The sequence below is a fragment of the Aeromonas sp. MR16 genome, from assembly GCF_022549315.1.
Lineage (GTDB): Bacteria > Pseudomonadota > Gammaproteobacteria > Enterobacterales > Aeromonadaceae > Aeromonas > Aeromonas aquatica.
The window spans coordinates 1-20276 of sequence record NZ_JAKZFK010000037.1; the positions used below are offsets into that span (position 1 = coordinate 1).

The following is a 20276-nucleotide window of genomic DNA, read 5'->3' on the forward strand; positions in this document are numbered from 1 at the left end:
CATCAAGAGAGCCGTAGCCTTTTTTAGAATGTCCTTTTCGCGCTCGAGGCGGTTGATGCGGGCTTCCAGCTCCTGGATTTTCTGCTGTTCCGGAGTCAGTGCTTTGCTGATAGGGGTGGTGCCGGTTAGTTCGGATTGCAGTTGCTGAACCCAGCGGCGAAGTACGGTTTCACCAACATCCAGTGAACGGCTGGCTTCGGGGACAGAATATCCCTGGTCGAGCACCAGGGATGCGGCTTCGAGTTTGAATTCGGCAGTAAATGAGCGACGTAATCTTGTCATTGAACACCTCTGATCTTGGTGGCGACTGTACCACCTAAAATGGTGTCCGGGATGATTAGACCACTACACACTGCGTTAGATGTGTTGTAAGTAGGATAATAATTACAGATCGAACCTGCTTCCTAAAAAGTATAAACAAGATGCCGATTTAAGATAAGTTCGGCATCTTGTGATAACTAGAATAGTACAATCGACCTGTGGATTAATAAAATATTAAATTTTAATTCTATGATGGCTGGATATTCCTTGAAAAATAGCAGCCTCTTCCTGTACAACCTTATCAATTATCCAATCGTTCATCATTTCTTCCGCTTGAGTATCCAAGCCTTGAGAGGAATATTTAAAGAAAACCTTTTCGAAATCATTAGAGACAGTATACCCATCAACTTCATTTCCCTTTGGGGTAAGGAGTTTTGCGTAGCCAAAGCTATTAATATTGGGCTTCTCTTGTCTTTTCTTAAGAGTGCTCATAATGGGCTCCTTCTTCTTCCTTTCATTGCACTGGCGTGATTGGAATAATATTGTATATTATTTAGCACTTTTTGGTATTAATGTCTAGTATGATTCTGATTATTTTTTGTTGTTGTGATCCTTATATATTTTGATAGCAACATCTAGGTATATGGCCATAAGTGAGCTGATATTTTGTAAAAAGCTTTTATCCCTACCTAATGAAAATTGCTCAGGTATCGCACTAGTTAAGACAAGAACACCTAAACATTCATTATCCTCATTATCCTCATTATAGGTAATTATTGGTACAGAAATAAAAGAGCAATAATTTTTCTTATCTGATGAGTCTGATATTTTTAACTCATTACTTTTAGTGATGTCTGGACATATTTTAAGTTCTTTATGAATATATGTTAGCCCTACGTGGCCAAACCCTGGTTTCCAGCGCCTATTTTTCCTATGAATTCTGTCGTCACAACGCCTAGATACAACTTCTAACTCCTTGCTTTCCTGATCATAAATATATAGCGCTATATTGTAGCGTGACTCGCTAACGAAATTGAAAAGTACTTCCCTGTGTATGGATAGATAGTTCAAAATGGTGTCGAAGAAATCTTGCAATCTATTTTCCATACTCTCTATGGAAAGCGTTTCTTCAGTTTCCTCATCATGAATCAGATCTCTAATATGACTGTTTACCTTTAGAGTAGAGAGATAGATAACCAAGTTTTGTGTTGTTGCTAGCTCTGTTGATGAATGTAGACGTTGACGAATAATTGACATATCATCAGATATTTGGTTGTATTTTTTTGCTAACTCTGAGAGTTCTTGGCTTGTGTCGCTTCGTTTATCTAAATAATAAAATCCCAAAGCTAATATTATGTGAATAAGCATCACGATGATGGCAATTACATAAAATAGACCATGTATGTTAGATGGATTGTCCTTAAATGCAAAAATATAAGAAACGCCAAAGCCTATAATAATTGGTGCTATAAGTGTATTCCATATGCTACACAAAGAAATAAAGTGTCCAGTAAAGCTAGCGTTTATATATCTATTCTTTTTAAGCACGGCTTCAATTCTATCATGATCCATTTTTATAAAATCCTTACAAATAGATTTAACTTACTTCAATGGACGTTTGGGACACCCATCTTTCTGATAGAGGCATAGCTGATCAGGCTATGCCTTGTTTTTCGGTAAAAAAACCTGATCACTTAACCAACTAGCTCTCCATCACCCCTTGCTTACCCCCTCTTCACTGATCTGACGCAGTTTGGAGCGGGCCATCAGCAGGCCCATCTTGACCTCCTGCCAGACGTAGTAGTTTTTACCCGCCTCGGTGCTGAGGGTCAGGGTGGCATCGTTCTCCGACTTGTAAGAGATGCGGCTACCCGGCGCCCTTTGTTTTGGTTGGAAGAAAGGCAAATAAAGGTTCGCATGGGGCCTCATAGCCATGCAACCGCTCAGGCTTATGCCGATGTGACGGGATTCAATATTCCGACAATTAACCGGCATGGGGCAGATCCGTAGGTTATCGGCGTTTCGCCCGAGAGGCGAAAACCCCAAGCTCCCGCCTGCCGGGCTCACCTCAGCTGAAACGCCTTGACGATAAATTCGATAAAGAGCCGCACGTTGCGGGACTGCTCCTTATGGAAGGGGTAGACGGCGAACAGGGCGTGGGGGTCGGGTTGCCAGTCGGGGATGAGTTTAACCAGGGTGCCGTCCGCCAGTTCGCTCGACACAAACTCTTTGGGCACCAGTATGACCCCAAGCCCCTGCACCGCCGCCTGTTTCAGGGCAAAAAACCTTGGACACCCACCTTTCTGAGTGAGTCGTAGTTGAGCTGGCTGTCGATGTTGTGGCGGATGGAAAGCGAGAGCGTTTCTGAATCAGGGCTGGCTAAGGGCTGTTTTGGCGTTTTATTGGAGCAATGTCATGCTCGGCATGGGGCGACATACCGGGGTGTGATATGAAGCGGGACTAGCGATTCAAAGGGGCGGCTGGTGACATCGCCGTTGGCCGCAGTGCTGTGCGAACAGTTGGCAATGCGCCCTGTCACCCACAGCTCTGATGCCTTGCCGCCGAAACATCGTCACTTGTCGCAACCATTGTGCGGTATCAAGGCCAAGTCGTTGCAGGATGGGGGCAAGGTGAGCCGAAATATGGCCCCGTTTGTCGGTTCTGATGGCTCGTCCTGTCCAGTCGACCAGCGTCAGATACTCGGTAAAGAGGTAGGGCAGGCCATCTGAATCACTTCTGCTGGAGAACGGCAGCAACAGAGGTGGCAATGGTGCTGCGGGTTTTTGGTCAGCGAGGCGCTGTTTAATGCTCGTGTAATCACTCTCTTCCGGTCTGTCGGCAATCGCTGCCCGTATCGGATTGAGGTCAACGTAGGCCATGCAGGCCAGCAGGGCTGACTCGGTGAGCAAGGCCTGACTTTTGAAGCGTCCTTCCCAGAAATGGCCCTTGCAACCATCCTCCTGATTGGCCTGGCGGGCCAGGTTTTCATTGAGCAACCGAACAAACCAGCTGATGGAATGCAGCCGCTCACGCCATTGGGCTATTAGCTGTTGTACGACCATCAGCTCCGGTTCAATCAGGGATTCTCCTTGATACCAGCGCCGCACCAGCAGGGGCCACTGAAACAGTGCCGCCCAACGCTCGGCCACTTCCTGCTCACTCCAGCGGGTGGCGATATCTAGTTCAACCTTGAGCACCAGATGATAGTGATTGTTCATCACCGCATAGGCGCAGACGCCGATGGCAAACAGCCGTGACAACTGTCCCAGCTTGTCTACCACCCATTGGCGCCTGTGCTCGTAACTCTGGCCGGAATGGGTATCTTCACCGCACAAGAAGGCCCGCCGCACGCAGCGACTGACCACATGGTAGTAAGGCGTATCTTGCAAACTGATTTGACGGGAACGGGCAATGGTCATGGCAACCTCCTGCTATCACTCCTTCAGTCAAGAACAGGGGTAAGACGCTGTCAAAAAGGTGGGCTGTCAAAAAGGTGGGTGTCCCAATATGCAGTCCGATTACGCTTCGCTAATCGAACCTACAGCCCCTGCAATGGTCGCCATAACCTGTCGCGGATCATGCTCGCTCCCTGGGCTTTTTATCGCCATGGGCTCGAACCGGAAAACGGATGCGCTATAGTGGGGGCCGCTCGTGCACATCCGCCTTCAACCCGATTAGAGAACGCACCATGAACCGTGATATTGCCGCCCAGTTTATCAAGATGCTGACCAACCTCGACCAGTGTCTGGCCAAGGCCGAGGCCCATGCCGAGGCGAAGAAATTCAACGTGGACAACTTCTTCAATGAACGCCTCATCGTCGACATGCTGCCCTTCTCCAAGCAGGTGCTGATCTGCTGTGACAGCGCCCGCGCTGTCATCGCCACCGCCAGCCACAGCGAGTTGCCGGCCATGGGGGACGATCCCAAGACCATGGCGGATCTGCGCGCCCACATCCAGCGCAGCATCGCCTTCCTGCAGAGCAAGCTGGAGGCCGACTTCAGCCAGTATGCGAGCGGCCAGTACTTCCCCTACTGGGCCGGTGGCAAGAGCATGGACGGTCACACTTGTGTTCATGAGTACGGTATCCCGAACTTCTATTTCCACCTGACCATGGCCTATGCGCTGCTGCGCCAGGCTGGTGTGAATCTCGGCAAGGGGGATTATCTGGGTGGCCTGAACCTGCGATAAGCCCGGGTTCCTCAAACAAAGAGCCTGCCAATCGGCAGGCTCTTTGTTTTTGGGGCCTGGCTGACGAAGGGACGCGGGCTATTCGTCCGGGATCTCGGGCTCCACCAGGGCGAGCAGCTGGGTCAGGGACTCCTGCCAGCCGAGGTAGCACATCTCCACCGGGATGACCGCCGGGATCCCCGCCTGCTCGATGGCGAGATCGGTGCCGCACAGCACCGGAGTCAGGGTAATGGTCACCCGCATCTCCCCCGGCAGGCCGGGGGCGTCGAAACTGTCGGTGTAGCGAATGCGCTCCCCCGGCACCAGTTCGAGGTACTCGCCGCCGAAGGAGTGGGAGTGGCCGGTGCCGAAGTTGGTGAACGCCATGCGGAAGGTACCGCCGACGCGTGCCTCCAGATGCGCCACCTTGCAGGTGAAGCCATGGGGTGGCAGCCACTTGGCCAGCGCATCCGCCTCGATAAAGGCCCGATAGACCCGCATCGGCGGCGCCTTGACTACCCTGTGCAGCCGCACTGTTCCTGTCGTCATGATGGATTCCTCCTGAGTGGTTTCGGACCAAGGATAGTCGCCAATGCCGGGATCGATCGGCGGCAGCGTCCCCCTGATCGAATGGAAAAAGAGAGGGAGGCGCTGGCCTCCCTCTGCTCGTCACCTATCTCGCCGCATCAGCCGCCGAGGGCTATGGTGGCCAGCACGATGGCGACGCCCGCCGCGGCGAAGAGCACGCCGACCAGCCAGGGGCGCGGCGAGCCGGCGTAGCGGGCCAGGCCACGGCCGATCAGCATCAGCATCAACAGGGCGATGGCGTGGGAGAGGCGCAAGGCCGGCACCGGATCCTGGAGGAACATGAAGGGCAGCAACACGGGGAAGGTGGAGAGGAACACCATCAGGAAGACCCCCAGGCTGTTGAGCAGATCGTTCCAGCGGAAGATGCGGCTCTGGCTCAACTCGGGGCGTTGCCGCAGGCGCGATTGCCAGTCAGCGAGCTCATCGTCGCGGCAGATGGTCGCCAGCGGGTCGGGCAGGGCATCCCGCAGCGCCACTATTCCCCGGTTGTCACTCGGCGGTAAGCTGTGCAGCTGTTGCAGCAGCCGCAGGGCGCGGGCCCGCTCGGTCAGAGTGGTGATGAGGTAGACGATGGCGTCGATCATGCCCCAGGCGATGTTGCAGCCGATGCCGGCGATCAGCAGGTCCTTGATCTCGGCCCGTCCTGCCTCGAAGGCGTTGAAGCAACCGGTGAAGGTCAGCACCATCAGCAGGCCGAACAGGATCTCGGAGTAGCGGGAGATGGGGTCGATGGGGGAAAAACGGGGTTGGTTCATGATGCGACCCATAGATGATGTTGATGACATTATCATGGGTCGAGTTCCGGGCATGTTCAAGGCGATCGCGCACGCCAGTAAGCAGCCATCCAGCTTGGTGGCGAGAAACCCGCAGCCCGGATAAACAGGGGCCTGCAGCGCGATAGCCTATTGAAACCAAGTGATCCGGTTGACCCCTGAATGGGCGGAGGCAGGGGCTTGTCGAGCGAGCTGGGTCTCTCTTGTATCTGCGTCTGATTTCTTCGCTAACCGAGTGATTTTTCGATGGATCTGCAAGGAGTTGATCAAGGTAGAGGTTATTGTCGGCGTTCGCTCATATAATCGCCGCCATGCAAGCGACTCGGAAGGATTCGATGATACAGCTGATGGCGGCCCTGTTCGGGTTGTTTTACGCCTGTCTGACCTGGGCGGCGCCCGTTCCCCCGCTCGCCACACCGGCCAGCCCCTTCGTGAGCCAGGCCAGCATGGAGCCGCTGCTTTCCTGGTTCACCGGCGAGTTCTCCAGCCAGGAGCAGGCCAGCTACGACAAGCGTTTCACCAGTGCCGAGCTGCGACTGGTGGAGATCTGGCCAGGCTACGGCGGCTTTCGCTGGGTCTATGCGGAACAGTTCCTGACCGAGCGGGCGGTGCGGCCGTTTCGCCAACGCATCTACCGTTTCTCCCCGCTGCCAGATGGCCGCATCCTGATGGCCGAGCTGACCATGCCCAGAGCCATCGATTTCGCTGGCGCCTGGCGCAAACCGGAGTTGCTCGATTCCCTCACCCCGCCACAACTCTCCCTGCGCGAGGGTTGCGAGATCTGGCTGAGCCGCCAACCCTCCGGGGAATACGCGGGCCACAGCAAGGTCGGCAGCTGCGCCACCAATTTCGGCGGCGCCAGCACCCTGGTGCAATACCTCTGGATCGGTCCCAACAGCGTCAGGCTGCTGGACAGAGCCTATGACAACGATGCCCATCAGCGCTGGGGCAGCCCGGGCGAGGGTTATGTCTATCTGCGAAGGGTGAAGCAGCGCGGTGAATAAGCGCTCAGGCGGGCAGATCCAGCTCGTGGCGGTGGTCGCTGAGGTAGTCGATCAGCAGCCGTAGCCGCAGCGGCATCGGCTCTCTGGCCGGGTAGAGCATGTTGACCGGGCGTGGATCGGGCAGGGCATCTGGCAGTATCTCCAGCAGGGCACCACTTTTGATCTCGTCGATCAGTAGGGCGCGCGGCTGCAGCACTATGCCCGCGTGATGCAGCGCGGCCACCTTGAGGGCGCTGCCGTTATTGCTGATGAACTGGCTGTCCCACAGATGCAGGTGCTCGAGGGGAAACGCCTCCGCCAGGCTGGATTGCGTCAGCCAGGGGGCGAAGCCCAGGCAGCGGTGACGAGCCAGATCAGTGAGTTCCTGCGGGGTGCCGTGCCGTTGCAGATAGTGCGGCGAGGCGCAGAACACCGAGGCCGAGCAGGTCAGCGGACGGGCTATGTAGGCGGCATCCTTGGGGGTGCCGACTCGGAAGATGAGGTCAAAGCCGTCGCCAATCACATCGACCAGCCGATCGCAGAGATCCAGCTCGATGCGGATCTGCGGATAGCGCGCCATGAAGTCGCACAACAAGGGCGTCAGCCGATGGCTGCCGAAGGTAATGGGGGCATTGATGCGGATCTTGCCCGCCGCCTGGCCGGTGTGGGCCAGGGTGTTCTGCTCCAGCTCCCGATAGTGCTGCAGCAGGTTCTGACAGCCGCCGAGGTACTCTCTGCCCGCTTCGGTCAGGCTTTGGCAGCGGGTATTGCGGTTGAGCAGGCGGGAGCCGACACGGGTCTCCAGCCACTTGATGTATTTGCCGATCATGGCCGGCGTCATCTCGAATCGCTCCGCCACGGCACTGAAGCTGCCCGCGCGGGCGACTGCGACGAAGATCTCGATGGCGGTCAGGCGATCCACTCTAAACTCCTGGTTTATAAAGCCGAGCGCCACTATGTCTGGCTGGCGGAGCGGCTGTCAATATACTGGGCGGCATCAAACGAAGATGGAATGTGCCCATGAGCCTCGACTATTACGCCCTCTACCTGCTACTCGCCGTCGGCACCGTGCTCAGCCCCGGCCCGGCGGTGATCTACACCATAGGCAACACCCTGACCCGGGGGACCCGCCATGCCATCGCCGGCTTCATCGGGGTGGCGGTGGGGATCCTGCTGGTGGCGACCCTGGCCTCGCTGGCGGTGCTCTGGTTTACCCACTGGCTGGCCGCGGGCCAGCAGATCCTCACCCTGGGGGGCGCCCTCTACCTGCTCTATCTCGGGATAAACTCCTGGCGCCAGCGCGCGGTGAGCCCGCTGGTGAGCACGACGAGCGATCGGGACTGCGGTCGCAGCTTCCTCAAGGGGGCGCTCATCAGCCTGCTCAATCCCAAGGCGATCATCTTCTTCACCAGCCTGTTTCCCCAGTTCATCGACTTTCGCCAGGGGGCGCTTGGCCAGTGCATGCTGCTGGCGCTGACCTTCAGCGCCGTGGTGCTGGTGGTGCACGGTGGCTACTGCCTGGTGTTTCGCTGGGTGGGGTTGCAGGGCTATGGCGAGCGCTTCGCCAGAGGGATCAACCGGATGTCGGCGCTGATGTTTACCGGCTTTGCCCTGTTGCTGCTGATCAGGGCGATCGGCTAAGAGGAAAAGGAGGGCAGGAGGGAGACCCTGCTACCGAGAGATTACGGGATGACGCTGGGTGCCGGCGTCATCCCGTGCTTGCATCAGAGCCTGAACAACGGCCGCAGGCGAATGCCGATCAGGCTGCCGCCGAGGGCCATCAGCATCCAGACCCAGCCGTGCAGGCTGCCGGACGCGGTGCCATCGAAGAAGCCGCCGAGGTTGCAGGCGCTGTACATGGCCCCCATCCCCATCAGCAGGCCGCCGATGATGGATGCCAGGCTGTTGCCGAGCCGCATCGGGGCGAAGTTGCCGCCACCGCTGATGCAGCGCGCGAGCATGGCCCCCAGGATCCCCAGCCAGAACATGCCGACCATGGGGTTGATGAACAGCGGCTGGGCCAGCTTGGGGTTGCCCTCGAACAGGCCGAACACAGAGGCGCCGCGCAGCGCCATGTCATAGACGGCGCCGGTGATGGTCCAGGCCGAGCCGTGCAGGGCGACCACGGCGGAGTTGAGCAGGGCGATGAGGATGCCGCCGGTCAGCACGGTGAAGCGGCCATCGCGCCAGAACAGATTGCCACCGCTGAAGATCGGCTTGAGCTCACCGGTGCGCTTCAGTTCACTCCTGCGAAACAGCGCGAAGAGTACGGCAACCAGCGCCAGGTTGAGCAGCATGCCGCTCCAGATATTGCCGGTCAGATCCTTGGCCAATACCACCTGGCTGGAGAAGGTGGCGTCCAGGGTGGGCCGGAACTGGTTGCTGATCAGGGTGCCGATGCCGTAGCAGACCAGCACCAGCCAGAAGCGGGGCTGCCCCTCGCCGCAGCAGTAGAGGGTACCGGTGGCGCACACCCCCGCCAGCTGCATGCCGATGCCGAACAGGAAGGCGCCGACGATGAAGGGCACGCCGATGGCCATGACGTTACCCACCATGGCATCGCCAAACAGGGCGTGAGTGAAGGAGAGGAAGCAGGTGAACAGCAGAATTTCGATGGCGATGGTAAGCAGGTGAATCCGCACATAGTAGCTGTTGCGCTTGGTCAGCATCTCGCGCCAACCGAACACGATGCCGAAGCGGCTGAAGGAGAGGGTGAAGCCGAAGCCGAATCCGATGAGGGCCATCAGGGCCCATTTCATGCCGAAGTTGCTGCCGAGCCAGAACAAAGCTCCCCCCGCGAGTGCCACGATGGGGAGCGACCATTGTCGAGTCATGCCGATACGTCCATAACGTTATTGTGGTGAAGGCGTGCATCCTAATCCCACAATGAGTCCGGCACCAGCCCGCTCAGGGCAATATCGCGGTCAGGGCCTCAGATATAGGCGCTCGCCTCGACGGCCAACTCGGCCAGGATGGAGAGGCTAACGGCACCGAACAGCAGGCCGGTGACCAGGTTGAGGGGGCGCTGCACCCGGCCGAGCAGGTGCTGGGCCCGTGCGGTGGAGAGGCTCCAGGCCAGCAGCCCGAACCAGGCCAGGGAGAGCAGGAACAGCTCCAGGATCAGCAGGCCACGGGTCAGGCCGTCCACCTGGGGTGTCACCATGGCCGCCAGCAATCCCATGAAGAACAGCAGTGCCTTGGGATTGAGCAGATTGGTGGCCAGCCCGCTCTTGATGCCCTTGCGCCAGCCCTGGCGCTCTCCGCCCGCCTTGAAAGCTTGCCCCGCAGCGCCCTGCCAGGCGCCCTTGAGTGCCCCCCAACCGAGCCAGCCCAGATAGAGGGCGCCCACTATCTTCACCACCATGAACAGCCAGGGTTGGCTCGCGATCAGCAGGCTGATGCCGGTGAGGCTTAAAGTCGCGTGCAACAAGATGGCGAGCGCGATGCCGAGCGCCGCCCCGAGGGCCGTGGGGCGATGCAGGCTGGTGCGCAGGATCAGCGCGAAGTCGGGGCCCGGGCTTGCCAGGGCGATCAGATGGATGAGACCTATGGTCAGGAACAGGCTGGTGAACATGAGATACCTCGATGACAAGATGAGGTTGCAGCATGAGGGATAGAGGCGGGGGTTGGCTTGTAAAAGATTGCACCCCGGGTTGTCCATGTTCGGCTGCACTAGCCTGTCAGAGATAGCACCTTGTCGCAGTGTTTGGTGTTGCTTTATTTGTTTTTGTTGGAGTTTTATATCGTAAAATGGTCGGCGCATGGTGTGAAAACTATGAGCGATGGCTAGCTGTCAGCCGGGTCGACGGGGGAAGGGCAGTATCTGCTGGTGGTCATCGGCGGGGCTGATGTCTCTAAGGCCGCATCTGCTGACGGTAATCCGCCGGTGTGAGACCGAAGGCTTGGCGAAAGCCGTGGTGGAAGTGGCTCTGATCGAAGAAGCCGACCGCGAGGGCCACCTCGCTCACCGGCAGGCCGCGGGCGAGCAGGAGCTTGCCGCGTTCGAGACGCAGCCGCTTGAGCCAGGCGTAGGGGGTCATACCGGTCTTCTTCTTGAACTGGCGCAGGAAGGCGAAGCGATCCAGCCCGAACAGGGCGGCGAGATCCTCCAGGCTGTGGTGCCCGTCCAGCTGTCCCAGCAGGTAGTCGCGCAGGAACCTGATCTGGGGATCCGCCAGGGCATGGCGCTCCGGTGCCAGGTGCAGCAGCTCGCCGAGCAGGGCCAAGAGCTGGCTCTCCGCCAGCAGAGCGTCGGGCTCGGGCTGATCCAGATACATGTGCAGCCGGGCGAAGCCCTGATAGAGATCGGGGCGGCTCTGCAACCCCCTGTCGAAGAAGGGCTCTGGCTTGTCTGGCAGCCAGCGGGCCAGCTGCTCGGGGGCTATGGCGAACACCCGCACCTCATACCCTTCAGGCAGCAGGCTGAGGCCGTCGTGCATCTCGTCCGGGTTGACGGTGGAGAGCTGGCCGCGCACCAGGTTGTGGCTGCTGCCCTTGTGAATGAACTTCTGGCCGCCCTGCTGCACCAGACCTATGTGGTAGTCCAGGTGCACGTGGCGGCCATAGCTGAACTCCCTGTGATGGGAGTGAGAGAGTTCAACCCCCGGCAGCAGCCGGGGTTGCCAGTAATGGATGTGGGATGGGGGGACGCTCATGGCCTATAGATACCCCAAATTCCGGTTCCTGGCTTGTAGATTATTGCGCCGCCTCAGGCCGCACCCTGGCGTCGTTTACCGCTGCGCAGCCCGTCCAGGGTGAACAGCACCAGGGCACTCCAGATGCAGCCGAAGGTGATCATCTTGTCCAGCGCCAGCGCCTCGCCGTACAGGGTCACCGCCAGGATGAACATCAGGCTGGGGCCTATGTACTGGAAGAAGCCCAGGGTGGAGAGCTTGAGACGGGTGGCGGCTGCGGTGAAGCAGAGCAGAGGCGCCGTGGTGACGGCCCCGGCGGCGATCAGCAGCAGGTTGAGGTGCCAGTCATTTTGCGTCAGATGGCTGGTGGGACTGTCGGCGAAGCCCCACAGATAGATGGCCGCCGGCGGCAGCATGATCAGGGTCTCGATCAGCAGGCCGGTGAGGGCATCGAGGGCCAGCTTCTTGCGGATGAGGCCATAGATGGCGAAGCTCGAGGCCAGCACCAGCGCTATCCAGGGCAGGGAGCCGAAGGCGATGAGCTGGACCGCGACGCCGACCACTGCCAGCCCCACCGCCCACCATTGCAGGCGGCGCAGCTGCTCACTCAGGAACAGCATGCCGAGCAGCACGTTGAACAGCGGGTTGATGTAGTAGCCGAGGCTGGCATCCAGCATGTGGCCGTTGTTGATGGCCCAGATGAAAAGCAGCCAGTTGCCGCCGACGGTGACCGAGGTGAAGGCCAGGGTGAGCAGCACCTTGGGCTGGCGCAGGATCGCCTGCACCTTGTGCCACTGGCGGGCGAGCAGGGTCATCACCATCAGCAGGGCGCAGGACCAGATCATGCGGTGGGTCAGGATCTCGGCGGCCGGCACGGCGGAGATGGTCTTGAAGTAGATGGGGGCCAGACCCCAAAGGGTATAGGCGCACAGGGCATAGATGACGCCCTGGCGCTGGACTTGTTGTTGCATGCGGAAACCTTCACTGGAGAGCGGATGTTGGAAAACATCGCAAAAAGTCAGTGTAGCGATCCTTTTGGGGGGAAAGAAGTCAATAAATGGGTCGGAGGGGATTTTTACGGCAGGACCGGGTCAGCGACCACCGCCACGGCGGATCTTCTCCACGTCCATCAGCAGCCACAACATCAGGGCGATGGCGGAGATCCAGGGGCCCCAGGTCACGTAGGCTTCACCCTGGCCCAACATGAAGAACAGCAGCGGCAGACCCACCACCAGAAACAGTACACTCGCCAGGAAGAACAACATTTTTATCTTTATATTTAAGGGCTTGTCTATTTGACGATTATATCGATTGAGGCCGGTGATGAAAGGGTAAAAATGAAAAAGGGGGATTTCTCCCCCTAGTCACGCTGATATGGTCATATCTGGCGTTATTCGAGCTGGATCCAGGTACTTTTCAGCTCGGTGTACTTCTCCAGCGCGTGCAGGGACTTGTCACGTCCGTTGCCGGACTGCTTGAAGCCGCCGAACGGCATCGTCATGTCACCGCCGTCCCAGTTGTTGACGAACACGGTGCCGGCACGCAGGGCGCGCGAGCCCTTGACTGCCTTGTTCAAGTCCGCGGTCCAGATGGCGGCCGCCAGGCCGTAGTCGGTGTCGTTACCGAGGGCGATGGCGTCTTCAAGCGTGTCGAAGCCGGTCACCGCCAGCACGGGGCCGAAGATCTCCTCGCGGAAGATGCGCATCTGCGGCGTCACCTCGTCAAAGATGGTGGGCTCGATATAGAAGCCGCCGCTCTCTGTGTGGGTGCGCTTGCCCCCCAGCAGCAGTCTGGCGCCCTCCTGCTGGCCGATGGCGATGTAGTTCAACACCTGCTCCATCTGGATGCCGTCCACCATGGCGCCGATACGGGTGGCGGGATCCAGCGGGTTGGCGGCGATCCATTCGCGGGCATGGGCCAGCAGCCGCGCCATGAACTGCGGCTTGATGCTGTTTTGCACCAGCAGGCGGGAGGCGGCGGTGCACACCTCGCCCTGGTTGTAGAAGATGGCGCCCACGGCGCTCTTGGCGGCGGCGTCCAGATCCGGCGCATCCGCCAGCACTATGTTGGGGCTCTTGCCGCCGCACTCCATGAAGGCGCGCTTGAGGTTGGATTTGCCGGAGCACTGCACCAGATGCTTGCCGATCTTGGTGGAGCCGGTAAAGGTGATGCAGTCCACGTCCATGTGCATGGCCAGCGCCTCACCGACCGTGTGGCCAAAGCCCGGCAGCACGTTGAAGACGCCGTCGGGGATGCCCGCTTCTTTCGCGATACCGGCGATGCGCAAGGCGGTGAGGGGGGATTTTTCGGACGGCTTGAGGATGACGGAGTTGCCGGTGGCGAGCGCCGGGCCCAGCTTCCAGCAGGCCATCACCAGCGGGAAGTTCCAGGGCACGATGGCGGCGACGACGCCGAGCGCCTCACGGGTCACCAGCGCCAGGGCGGACTCTTCCACCGGGGCGACCTGGTCGTAGATCTTGTCGATAGCCTCGGCGTTCCAGGCGATGCAGTTGGCGGCGGCCGGGGCGTCGTAGCCCATGGCGTCACCGATGGGCTTGCCCATGTCCAGCGACTCCAGCAGCGCCAGCTCCACCTTGTTGAGACGCATCAGCTCGGCGAAGCGCTGCATGATGAGCTTGCGCTGTTTCGGGGCCAGCCCGCTCCAGCGCTTGTCGTCGAAGGCGGCGCGGGCAGCCTTCACCGCCAACTCGGCATCGGCGGCATCGCAGGAGGCGACCTTGGTCAGCAGCTGGCCGTTGGCCGGGTTGATGCAGTCGAAGGTGGCGCCGTTCACGGCGTCCCGGTAGTTGCCGTCGATAAAGGCTTGCGAGGGCAGGGTCAGATGGGAGGCCTTGTGTTGCCACTGGGCCAGGGTCAGGTCACTCATGTTCACTCCTTGAACCGGCAAAGACAGTCTCTGTGTATCAATATGCTAAACATGTCGCCGCTTGTAAATCATATGTGAACAACTTTATTAAACATTCGCCCTCGTCAGGCAGGGGAGACTGAGGAGGGCGTTAGTCGGGATCGGCCGGGTTTTAGAGGGTCTGACCGCCGTTGCCGGCGGCCAGAAGCAGGGAGAGCATTCGCCGGGATCGGGCCGGTTTCAGTGAGTCTGACTGCCGTTGCCGAGGGTCAGACGTTGGGGGGATATTAGCCAGGATCGGCCCGATTTCAGTGGGTCTGACCGTCGTTGCCGGCGGTCAGACGCTGGCGGGGCGTTAGCCGGGATCGGACAGGCTCCCGTGCGTCCGACCATGGGCGCTGTCGGTTAGAAGCTGGCGGGGGTATTGGCGGAGATCAGCACGCACTCCTGCTCGCCCAGGTTGCGGAAACGGTGCGGGGTGCGGCTGTCGAAGTAGTAACCATCTCCCGGTGCCAGCAGGTGGACCTGCTCGCCGACGGTGACCTCGACCTGGCCCTGGATGACGATGCCGCACTCTTCCCCCTCGTGGCTCAGCATGTCGTCGCCGGTGTCGGCGCCGGGGGGAAGGATCTCCTGCATCATGCCGATGGCACGGTTGGCACGGCTGTGACCCACCAGCCGATAGCTGATGGGGTGGGTGCCGAGATCCGGCATGTCGTCCGCACGGAAGATCACCTCGGAATCCATCTCCGTCTCATCGGTGAAGAAGCTGGCGAGCGACATGGGAATGCCTTCCAGCACCTTGCGCAGTGAGGCCACGGAGGGGCTCACCTGATTCTTTTCGATCTGGGAGATAAAGCCGTTGGTCACACCCGAGCGCTTGGCCAGCTCGCGCTGGGAGAGGGCTGCCTTGGTGCGAACCGCCTTGAGGCGGTGACCGATATCCATCGATAGACACTCCTTGACTGTTTACTATTATTAAAATTGTGTTAAATATCTTATACCACCCCGAGGGGGTGACACCAAGCAGGGCGATAAAGAGCCCTTTTTTATGGATTCTAGTGTTTAATTTAATAGGCACTAGCCAAGCGTTACTAAACGCCTTAAGGATGAGGTGACCATGAAACCGATTAGCGACATCAATACCCCTTCCGACATGTCCGCCTTCTGGATGCCCTTCACCGCCAACCAGCAGTTCAAGGCGGCGCCGCGGATCCTGAAGTCGGCAGAGGGGATGTATTATCACTCAGAGGATGGCCGCAAGATACTGGATGGCACCGCCGGACTCTGGTGTTGCAACGCGGGTCATGGTCGGCGCGAGATCGCCGAGGCGGTCTCCCAGCAGATTTCCCATCTCGACTTCGCTCCAACGTTCCAGATGGGCCACCCTCTGCCGTTCGAGCTGGCCAACCGGCTGGTGGAGATTGCCCCCAAGGGCTTCGGCCACGTCTTCTATACCAACTCGGGCTCAGAGGCTGTGGACACGGCGCTGAAGATGGCGCTGGCCTGGCAGCGGGCACGGGGGCAGGGCACCCGCACCCGCCTCATCGGCCGTGAGCGCGGCTACCACGGGGTCGGCTTCGGCGGCATCTCGGTCGGCGGCATCCCCGGCAACCGCAAGTGGTTCGGCTCTTTGCTCGGCGGGGTGGATCATCTGCCCCACACCCTGAATATCGCCAAAAATGCTTTCACCCGAGGCCTGCCAGCAGAAGACACTACCTTGGCCGACGAACTCGAGAAGATCGTCTTCCTGCATGACGCCAGCAACATAGCGGCCGTCATCGTCGAACCCATCGCCGGCAGCACCGGCGTCATCATGCCGCCCAAGGGTTACCTCAAGCGGCTGCGGGAGATCTGCACCAAACACGGCATCCTGCTGATCTTCGACGAGGTCATCACCGGCTTCGGCCGCCTCGGTGCCCCCTTCGCCGCCCAGGAGTTTGACGTCATGCCCGACATGATCACCTGCGCCAAGGGGCTCACCAACGGGGCCATCCCCATGGGGGCCGTGCTGGTGCGCGATAGCATCTATGACGACATGATGGCCGCGGGCAAGGGCGCCATCGAACTGTTCCACGGTTACACCTATTCCGGCCACCCGGTGGCCGCCGCCGCAGGGCTCGCGACCCTCGAAATCTACCGGAGCGAAAACCTGCTGAGCCGCGCCGCCGATCTGGCGGGCTACTGGGAGGAGGCCGCCCATTCCCTCAAGGGCTGCAAGCATGTGAAAGACGTGCGCAACTACGGCCTGGTGGCGGGCATAGAGCTGGAATCCCTGCCGGATGCGCCGGGCAAGCGCGCCTACGAGGTGTTCGTGCGCTGCTTCGAGAAGGGGGCCCTGATCCGGGTCACCGGCGACATCATCGCCCTGTCGCCACCCCTCATCATAGAGCGCAGCCAGATCGACGATCTCTTCACCCTGCTGCAGGATGTGTTGCAGACGCAGGAGTGACCCTTTCATTGGATTGCAGGGGGCCCGCCGAGCGGGCGCCCTCTTCCCGTGCCTGACGCCAATGGCCGCGCACGGGAGCGACCAGCATTACCCATCACGGAGGATATATGACATACAGGGTTAACAACTTCATCGACGGCCAGCTGCAAGAGAGTCGTGGCGAGCGCTTCGGCGCCATCTTCAATCCGGCCACCGGCCAGCAGCAGGGCTCGGTGGCGCTCAGCACCGCCGCCGAGTGTGCCGAGGCCATCGCCAGCGCGGAGCGCGCCTTCGCGGACTGGTCCCAGACCCCGCCGCTGGTGCGGGCACGGGTGATGTTCCGCTTCAAGGAGCTGATGGAGCAGTACAGGGATGAGCTGGCCAGGCTCATCAGCCGCGAGCACGGCAAGGTGTTCTCCGACGCCCAGGGTGAACTGACCCGGGGGCTGGAGGTGGTGGAGTTTGCCTGCGGCATCCCCCATCTGCTCAAGGGGGAGCACTCCCTCAACGTGGGCCGGGGGGTCGACAGCCACTCCATGATGCAACCCGTCGGGGTCTGCGCCGGCATCACGCCGTTCAACTTCCCGGCCATGGTGCCGCTGTGGATGTTCCCGGTGGCGCTGGCCTGCGGCAATACCTTCATCCTCAAGCCGTCCGAGAAGGATCCGTCACTGGCCCTGCGCATGGCCGAGCTGCTCAAGCAGGCGGGCCTGCCGGACGGGGTGCTCAATGTGGTCAACGGTGACAAGGAAGTGGTGGATGTGCTGCTGACCGATCCGCGGGTCGGCGCTGTCTCCTTCGTCGGCTCCACCCCCATAGCCCAGTACATCTATGCCACCGCCTCGGCCCACGGCAAGCGGGTGCAGGCCCTGGGCGGTGCCAAGAACCACATGCTGGTGATGCCGGACGCAGATCTCGATCAGGCGGTCTTCGCCCTGATGGGGGCGGCTTATGGCGCGGCCGGCGAACGCTGCATGGCGATCTCGGTGGCCCTGGTGGTGGGTGATGCCACCGCCGATGCCCTGGTCGGGAAGCTGGCGCCGCTGGTGGAGAAACTGCGGGTCGGACCCGGTCTTGGCCCTAGCCCGGAGAACGAGATGGGGCCGCTCATCAGCCGCGAGCACCTGGCCAAGGTGCGTGGCTACGTGGATCAGGGGGTAGCAGAGGGTGCCAGTCTGGTGGTGGATGGTCGCGGTGTCAGCCACGGTGAGGGTTACTTCATCGGTGGCAGTCTGTTCGACCGGGTCGGCCCCGAGATGCGCATCTACCGGGAGGAGATCTTCGGCCCCGTGCTCGCCATAGTGCGGGCGCCGGACTACGAGACGGCCCTGCGCCTCATCAACGAACACGAGTACGGCAACGGTACCGCCATCTTTACTTGTGACGGCGACACCGCAAGGGACTTCACCACGCGGGTGCAGGTCGGTATGGTAGGGGTGAACGTACCCATCCCGGTGCCCATGGCGTTTCACAGTTTCGGTGGCTGGAAGCGGTCCATCTTCGGGCCGCTCAACATGCACGGGCCGGACGGGGTGCGTTTCTACACCCGGATGAAGACGGTGACAGCCCGCTGGCCCCAGAGCCTGCGCGCCGGCGCCGAGTTCTCCATGCCGACCATGAAATGACAACCATGCAGTAGTTAGCCCAGGCATGGCCCGGCGGAGGGATCCGCCGGAGTGCCCCGCTATCCCTGTGAAGGAGTGACAGATGCGACTGGGAATTCTCGATTGTGACCGGCTGGATCCCGATTTGGTGGGAAGTTTTGGCCCCGTTTACTCCGAGATGTTTATCAAGGGCTTCCGGGCGCTGGCGCCGGCGCTCGAATACCGGGTCTGGTCGGCGCTCGATGGCGAGCTGCCGGCCGATCTGAATGAGTGCGATGCCTGGCTCATCACAGGATCGCGCCACGATGCCTACAGCGATCTGCCCTGGATCCTGGCGCTGCGGGACTGGATCCGCCAGGCCCACGACGCCAACGTCAAGCTGGCCGGGGTCTGTTTCGGCCATCAGGTGATCGCCCAGGCGCTGGGGGGGGAGGTGATGAAGTCCACCAAGGGCTGGGGGCTCGGCGTCTCGGTGCACCCCATGCAGGCGGCGAAACCCTGGATGCAGCCGGAGCTGGAGACCATCCGGATCCTGGCCAGCCACCAGGATCAGGTGGAGCAGCTGCCGCCGGGGGCGACCCTGCTGGCGGGCAACGATTTCTGTCCCAACTTCATGTTTCTGCAGGGGGATCACATAGTGGCCATTCAGGGCCATCCGGAATTTTCGGTGGAGTACAACCGGGCGTTGATCGAGCGACGCCGGGACAGGCTGCCCGACGAGCATTACCAGAGCAGCCTCTCCTCCCTCGAGGGGGAGGTGGACTCGGCCACCATGATGCAGTGGTTGTTGCAGTTCCTCGGCATACTGCCGGTCGGGCCCGCATTGCGCTGAACCCCGTTTGTCATATCACCGCGGCAGATGCTAGATTTTGTAGCAAAATGAAGGATCAAGCGGTGATATGCCAAGTTCGGATGATACACTGGCCGCCATTTGTGGCGGCCTTGTCCATCTGATGACAGCCGCGCCAGCCAGTGAGGATGCAACCTTGAAACTACAGCAGTTGAAGTATCTGATCGCGGTGCGGGACCACAATCTCAACGTGTCCGTCGCCTCCGATGCGCTCTACACCAGCCAGCCTGGGGTGAGCAAGCAGATCGGCTTGCTGGAGAGCGAGCTGGGGGTGCGCATCTTCGAGCGGCGTGGCAAACACCTGCATCGCATCACCCCGGTGGGGGAAGAGATCATCAGGTGCGCCGAGGCCATGCTCAACATCGAGGGCAAGATCAAGGCCATCTCCCGCGAGTATCTGGATCCGACCGTGGGCACGCTCAACATCCACACCACTCACACCATAGCGCGCTACCTGCTGCCCAAAAGCGTCACCTATTTCACCAAGAAGTACCCCAAGATCTCGTTCCACCTGCATCCCGTGATGTCGGCGACCAAGGAGCAGATCAGCAAGGGGTATTCGGATTTCTCCATCGTGGCCCACGAGATCGGCTTCGACAAGGAGCTGATCGCGCTGCCCGCCTACCTCTGGACCCTGTCCCTGGTGGTGCCGCAGGATCACCCCCTGGCCAAGGTGAAGAAGCCGAGCCTGGAGCAGCTCTGCCAGTATCCCATCCTCAGCTACGAGAGTGGCGCCACCGGGCGTCAGGTACAGGATCGGGTGTTCCAGGCGGCCGGCCTCAGCCCGAACTACTACATGACGGTGATGGATGCCGGCGTCATCAAGCGCTACGTGGAGCTGGGTTTTGGCATTGGCATCATCTCGTCCCTGGTGGCCAATGACCATGATGCCCCCGGCTTGGTGGCCATCAATCTGGAATACCTGTTCGAGCCTTGCCCCGCCCAGCTCTGCTTCAGCAAGAGCATCTTGTTGCAGAACTACATGTATGACTTCATCAGCTCCTTCTCCCCCCATCTCACCAAGGAGATGATCCAGAATGTGATGCAGCAGCCGACCCAGGCGCGCATCGAGGAGCTGCTGGCCGGGGTGGAACTGCCGGTCTATTGATTTCTCTCCC

The 20276-nt window shown here is 59.9% G+C and carries 22 protein-coding genes and 1 pseudogene; 7 read left to right on the forward strand and 16 right to left on the reverse strand.

The annotated features are described in order from the left end of the window. From MM194_RS19245 to MM194_RS19270, 6 genes and pseudogenes are all read right to left on the reverse strand, one after another. On the reverse strand, positions 1 to 282 hold a 282-nt coding region (locus tag MM194_RS19245), incomplete at its 3' end, for a transposase (RefSeq protein ID WP_241344542.1). Positions 283 to 495: 213 nt separating this feature from the next. After that, a complete protein-coding gene (locus MM194_RS19250; protein ID WP_241344544.1) occupies positions 496 to 753 on the reverse strand; it encodes a hypothetical protein in 258 nt (85 codons plus the stop codon). Between the two features lie 99 nt (positions 754 to 852). After that, positions 853 to 1833: a hypothetical protein gene (locus tag MM194_RS19255; protein WP_241344545.1), complete on the reverse strand. Its 981-nt coding sequence runs from the start codon at positions 1831 to 1833 to the stop codon at positions 853 to 855. A gap of 141 nt (positions 1834 to 1974) precedes the next feature. Next, positions 1975 to 2196 carry a DUF2846 domain-containing protein gene (locus tag MM194_RS19260; protein ID WP_241344547.1) on the reverse strand — a complete coding sequence of 74 codons (222 nt, stop codon included), beginning with the start codon at positions 2194 to 2196 and terminating at the stop codon, positions 1975 to 1977. Between the two features lie 128 nt (positions 2197 to 2324). Next, positions 2325 to 2573, reverse strand: a pseudogene (locus MM194_RS19265) (LysR substrate-binding domain-containing protein); the annotation flags it as partial. Between the two features lie 156 nt (positions 2574 to 2729). Beyond that, positions 2730 to 3680 (reverse strand): transposase, encoded by a 951-nt coding sequence (locus MM194_RS19270; protein WP_033131369.1) that lies wholly within the window; start codon positions 3678 to 3680, stop codon positions 2730 to 2732. Between the two features lie 269 nt (positions 3681 to 3949). On the opposite strand from MM194_RS19270, the gene MM194_RS19275 reads away from it, so the two are divergent. Beyond that, positions 3950 to 4450 carry a DUF1993 domain-containing protein gene (locus MM194_RS19275; protein WP_241344549.1) on the forward strand — a complete coding sequence of 167 codons (501 nt, stop codon included), beginning with the start codon at positions 3950 to 3952 and terminating at the stop codon, positions 4448 to 4450. Positions 4451 to 4528: 78 nt separating this feature from the next. Here MM194_RS19275 and MM194_RS19280 read toward each other — a convergent pair whose 3' ends face one another. Further along, entirely contained in the window at positions 4529 to 4978 is a 450-nt protein-coding gene (locus tag MM194_RS19280) for an SRPBCC family protein (protein WP_241344551.1), read from the reverse strand. A 137-nt stretch (positions 4979 to 5115) separates the two neighbouring features. Beyond that, positions 5116 to 5772 (reverse strand): VIT1/CCC1 transporter family protein, encoded by a 657-nt coding sequence (locus MM194_RS19285; RefSeq protein ID WP_241344553.1) that lies wholly within the window; start codon positions 5770 to 5772, stop codon positions 5116 to 5118. 353 nt (positions 5773 to 6125) lie between these two features. Between MM194_RS19285 and MM194_RS19290 the strand changes: the two genes are divergently transcribed. Next, on the forward strand, positions 6126 to 6794 hold the full coding sequence (locus MM194_RS19290; protein WP_241344555.1) for a chromophore lyase CpcT/CpeT: 669 nt from the start codon (positions 6126 to 6128) through the stop codon (positions 6792 to 6794). A 4-nt stretch (positions 6795 to 6798) separates the two neighbouring features. Here MM194_RS19290 and MM194_RS19295 read toward each other — a convergent pair whose 3' ends face one another. Beyond that, on the reverse strand, positions 6799 to 7695 hold the full coding sequence (locus MM194_RS19295; protein WP_241344557.1) for a LysR family transcriptional regulator: 897 nt from the start codon (positions 7693 to 7695) through the stop codon (positions 6799 to 6801). A 98-nt stretch (positions 7696 to 7793) separates the two neighbouring features. On the opposite strand from MM194_RS19295, the gene MM194_RS19300 reads away from it, so the two are divergent. Next, positions 7794 to 8414 carry a LysE family translocator gene (locus tag MM194_RS19300; RefSeq protein ID WP_241344559.1) on the forward strand — a complete coding sequence of 207 codons (621 nt, stop codon included), beginning with the start codon at positions 7794 to 7796 and terminating at the stop codon, positions 8412 to 8414. Between the two features lie 83 nt (positions 8415 to 8497). Here MM194_RS19300 and MM194_RS19305 read toward each other — a convergent pair whose 3' ends face one another. The 7 genes from MM194_RS19305 to MM194_RS19335 all read right to left on the reverse strand — a co-directional run bounded on the left by MM194_RS19305 (position 8498) and on the right by MM194_RS19335 (position 15221). Continuing rightward, positions 8498 to 9607, reverse strand: coding sequence for a YeeE/YedE thiosulfate transporter family protein (locus MM194_RS19305; protein WP_241344561.1), 1110 nt, complete (start codon positions 9605 to 9607; stop codon positions 8498 to 8500). Between the two features lie 98 nt (positions 9608 to 9705). Then, positions 9706 to 10347 carry a LysE family transporter gene (locus tag MM194_RS19310; protein WP_241344563.1) on the reverse strand — a complete coding sequence of 214 codons (642 nt, stop codon included), beginning with the start codon at positions 10345 to 10347 and terminating at the stop codon, positions 9706 to 9708. Positions 10348 to 10627: 280 nt separating this feature from the next. Continuing rightward, complete coding sequence (locus MM194_RS19315; protein ID WP_241344564.1) at positions 10628 to 11428, reverse strand: AraC family transcriptional regulator; 801 nt, start codon at positions 11426 to 11428, stop codon at positions 10628 to 10630. Between the two features lie 53 nt (positions 11429 to 11481). Beyond that, a complete protein-coding gene (gene rarD / locus MM194_RS19320) occupies positions 11482 to 12378 on the reverse strand; it encodes an EamA family transporter RarD (RefSeq protein ID WP_241344566.1) in 897 nt (298 codons plus the stop codon). Positions 12379 to 12498: 120 nt separating this feature from the next. Then, a complete protein-coding gene (locus MM194_RS19325; RefSeq protein WP_193354274.1) occupies positions 12499 to 12672 on the reverse strand; it encodes a hypothetical protein in 174 nt (57 codons plus the stop codon). 125 nt (positions 12673 to 12797) lie between these two features. Next, on the reverse strand, positions 12798 to 14294 hold the full coding sequence (locus MM194_RS19330; protein ID WP_241344568.1) for an aldehyde dehydrogenase: 1497 nt from the start codon (positions 14292 to 14294) through the stop codon (positions 12798 to 12800). A 384-nt stretch (positions 14295 to 14678) separates the two neighbouring features. Then, positions 14679 to 15221, reverse strand: a complete 543-nt coding sequence (locus tag MM194_RS19335) for a cupin domain-containing protein (RefSeq protein ID WP_241344570.1) — start codon at positions 15219 to 15221, stop codon at positions 14679 to 14681. A gap of 172 nt (positions 15222 to 15393) precedes the next feature. On the opposite strand from MM194_RS19335, the gene MM194_RS19340 reads away from it, so the two are divergent. The 4 genes from MM194_RS19340 (at position 15394) to MM194_RS19355 (ending at position 20266) form a co-directional block, all read left to right on the forward strand. Beyond that, positions 15394 to 16725: an aspartate aminotransferase family protein gene (locus MM194_RS19340; protein WP_241344572.1), complete on the forward strand. Its 1332-nt coding sequence runs from the start codon at positions 15394 to 15396 to the stop codon at positions 16723 to 16725. A gap of 107 nt (positions 16726 to 16832) precedes the next feature. After that, positions 16833 to 18329, forward strand: a complete 1497-nt coding sequence (locus tag MM194_RS19345; protein WP_241344574.1) for a CoA-acylating methylmalonate-semialdehyde dehydrogenase — start codon at positions 16833 to 16835, stop codon at positions 18327 to 18329. Between the two features lie 82 nt (positions 18330 to 18411). Then, the gene (locus MM194_RS19350) at positions 18412 to 19140 is read left to right on the forward strand and encodes a hypothetical protein (RefSeq protein WP_042639285.1); all 729 of its coding nucleotides are present in this window, start codon (positions 18412 to 18414) and stop codon (positions 19138 to 19140) included. A 154-nt stretch (positions 19141 to 19294) separates the two neighbouring features. Next, positions 19295 to 20266 carry a LysR substrate-binding domain-containing protein gene (locus MM194_RS19355; RefSeq protein WP_033131381.1) on the forward strand — a complete coding sequence of 324 codons (972 nt, stop codon included), beginning with the start codon at positions 19295 to 19297 and terminating at the stop codon, positions 20264 to 20266. Positions 20267 to 20276 lie beyond the last annotated feature (10 nt).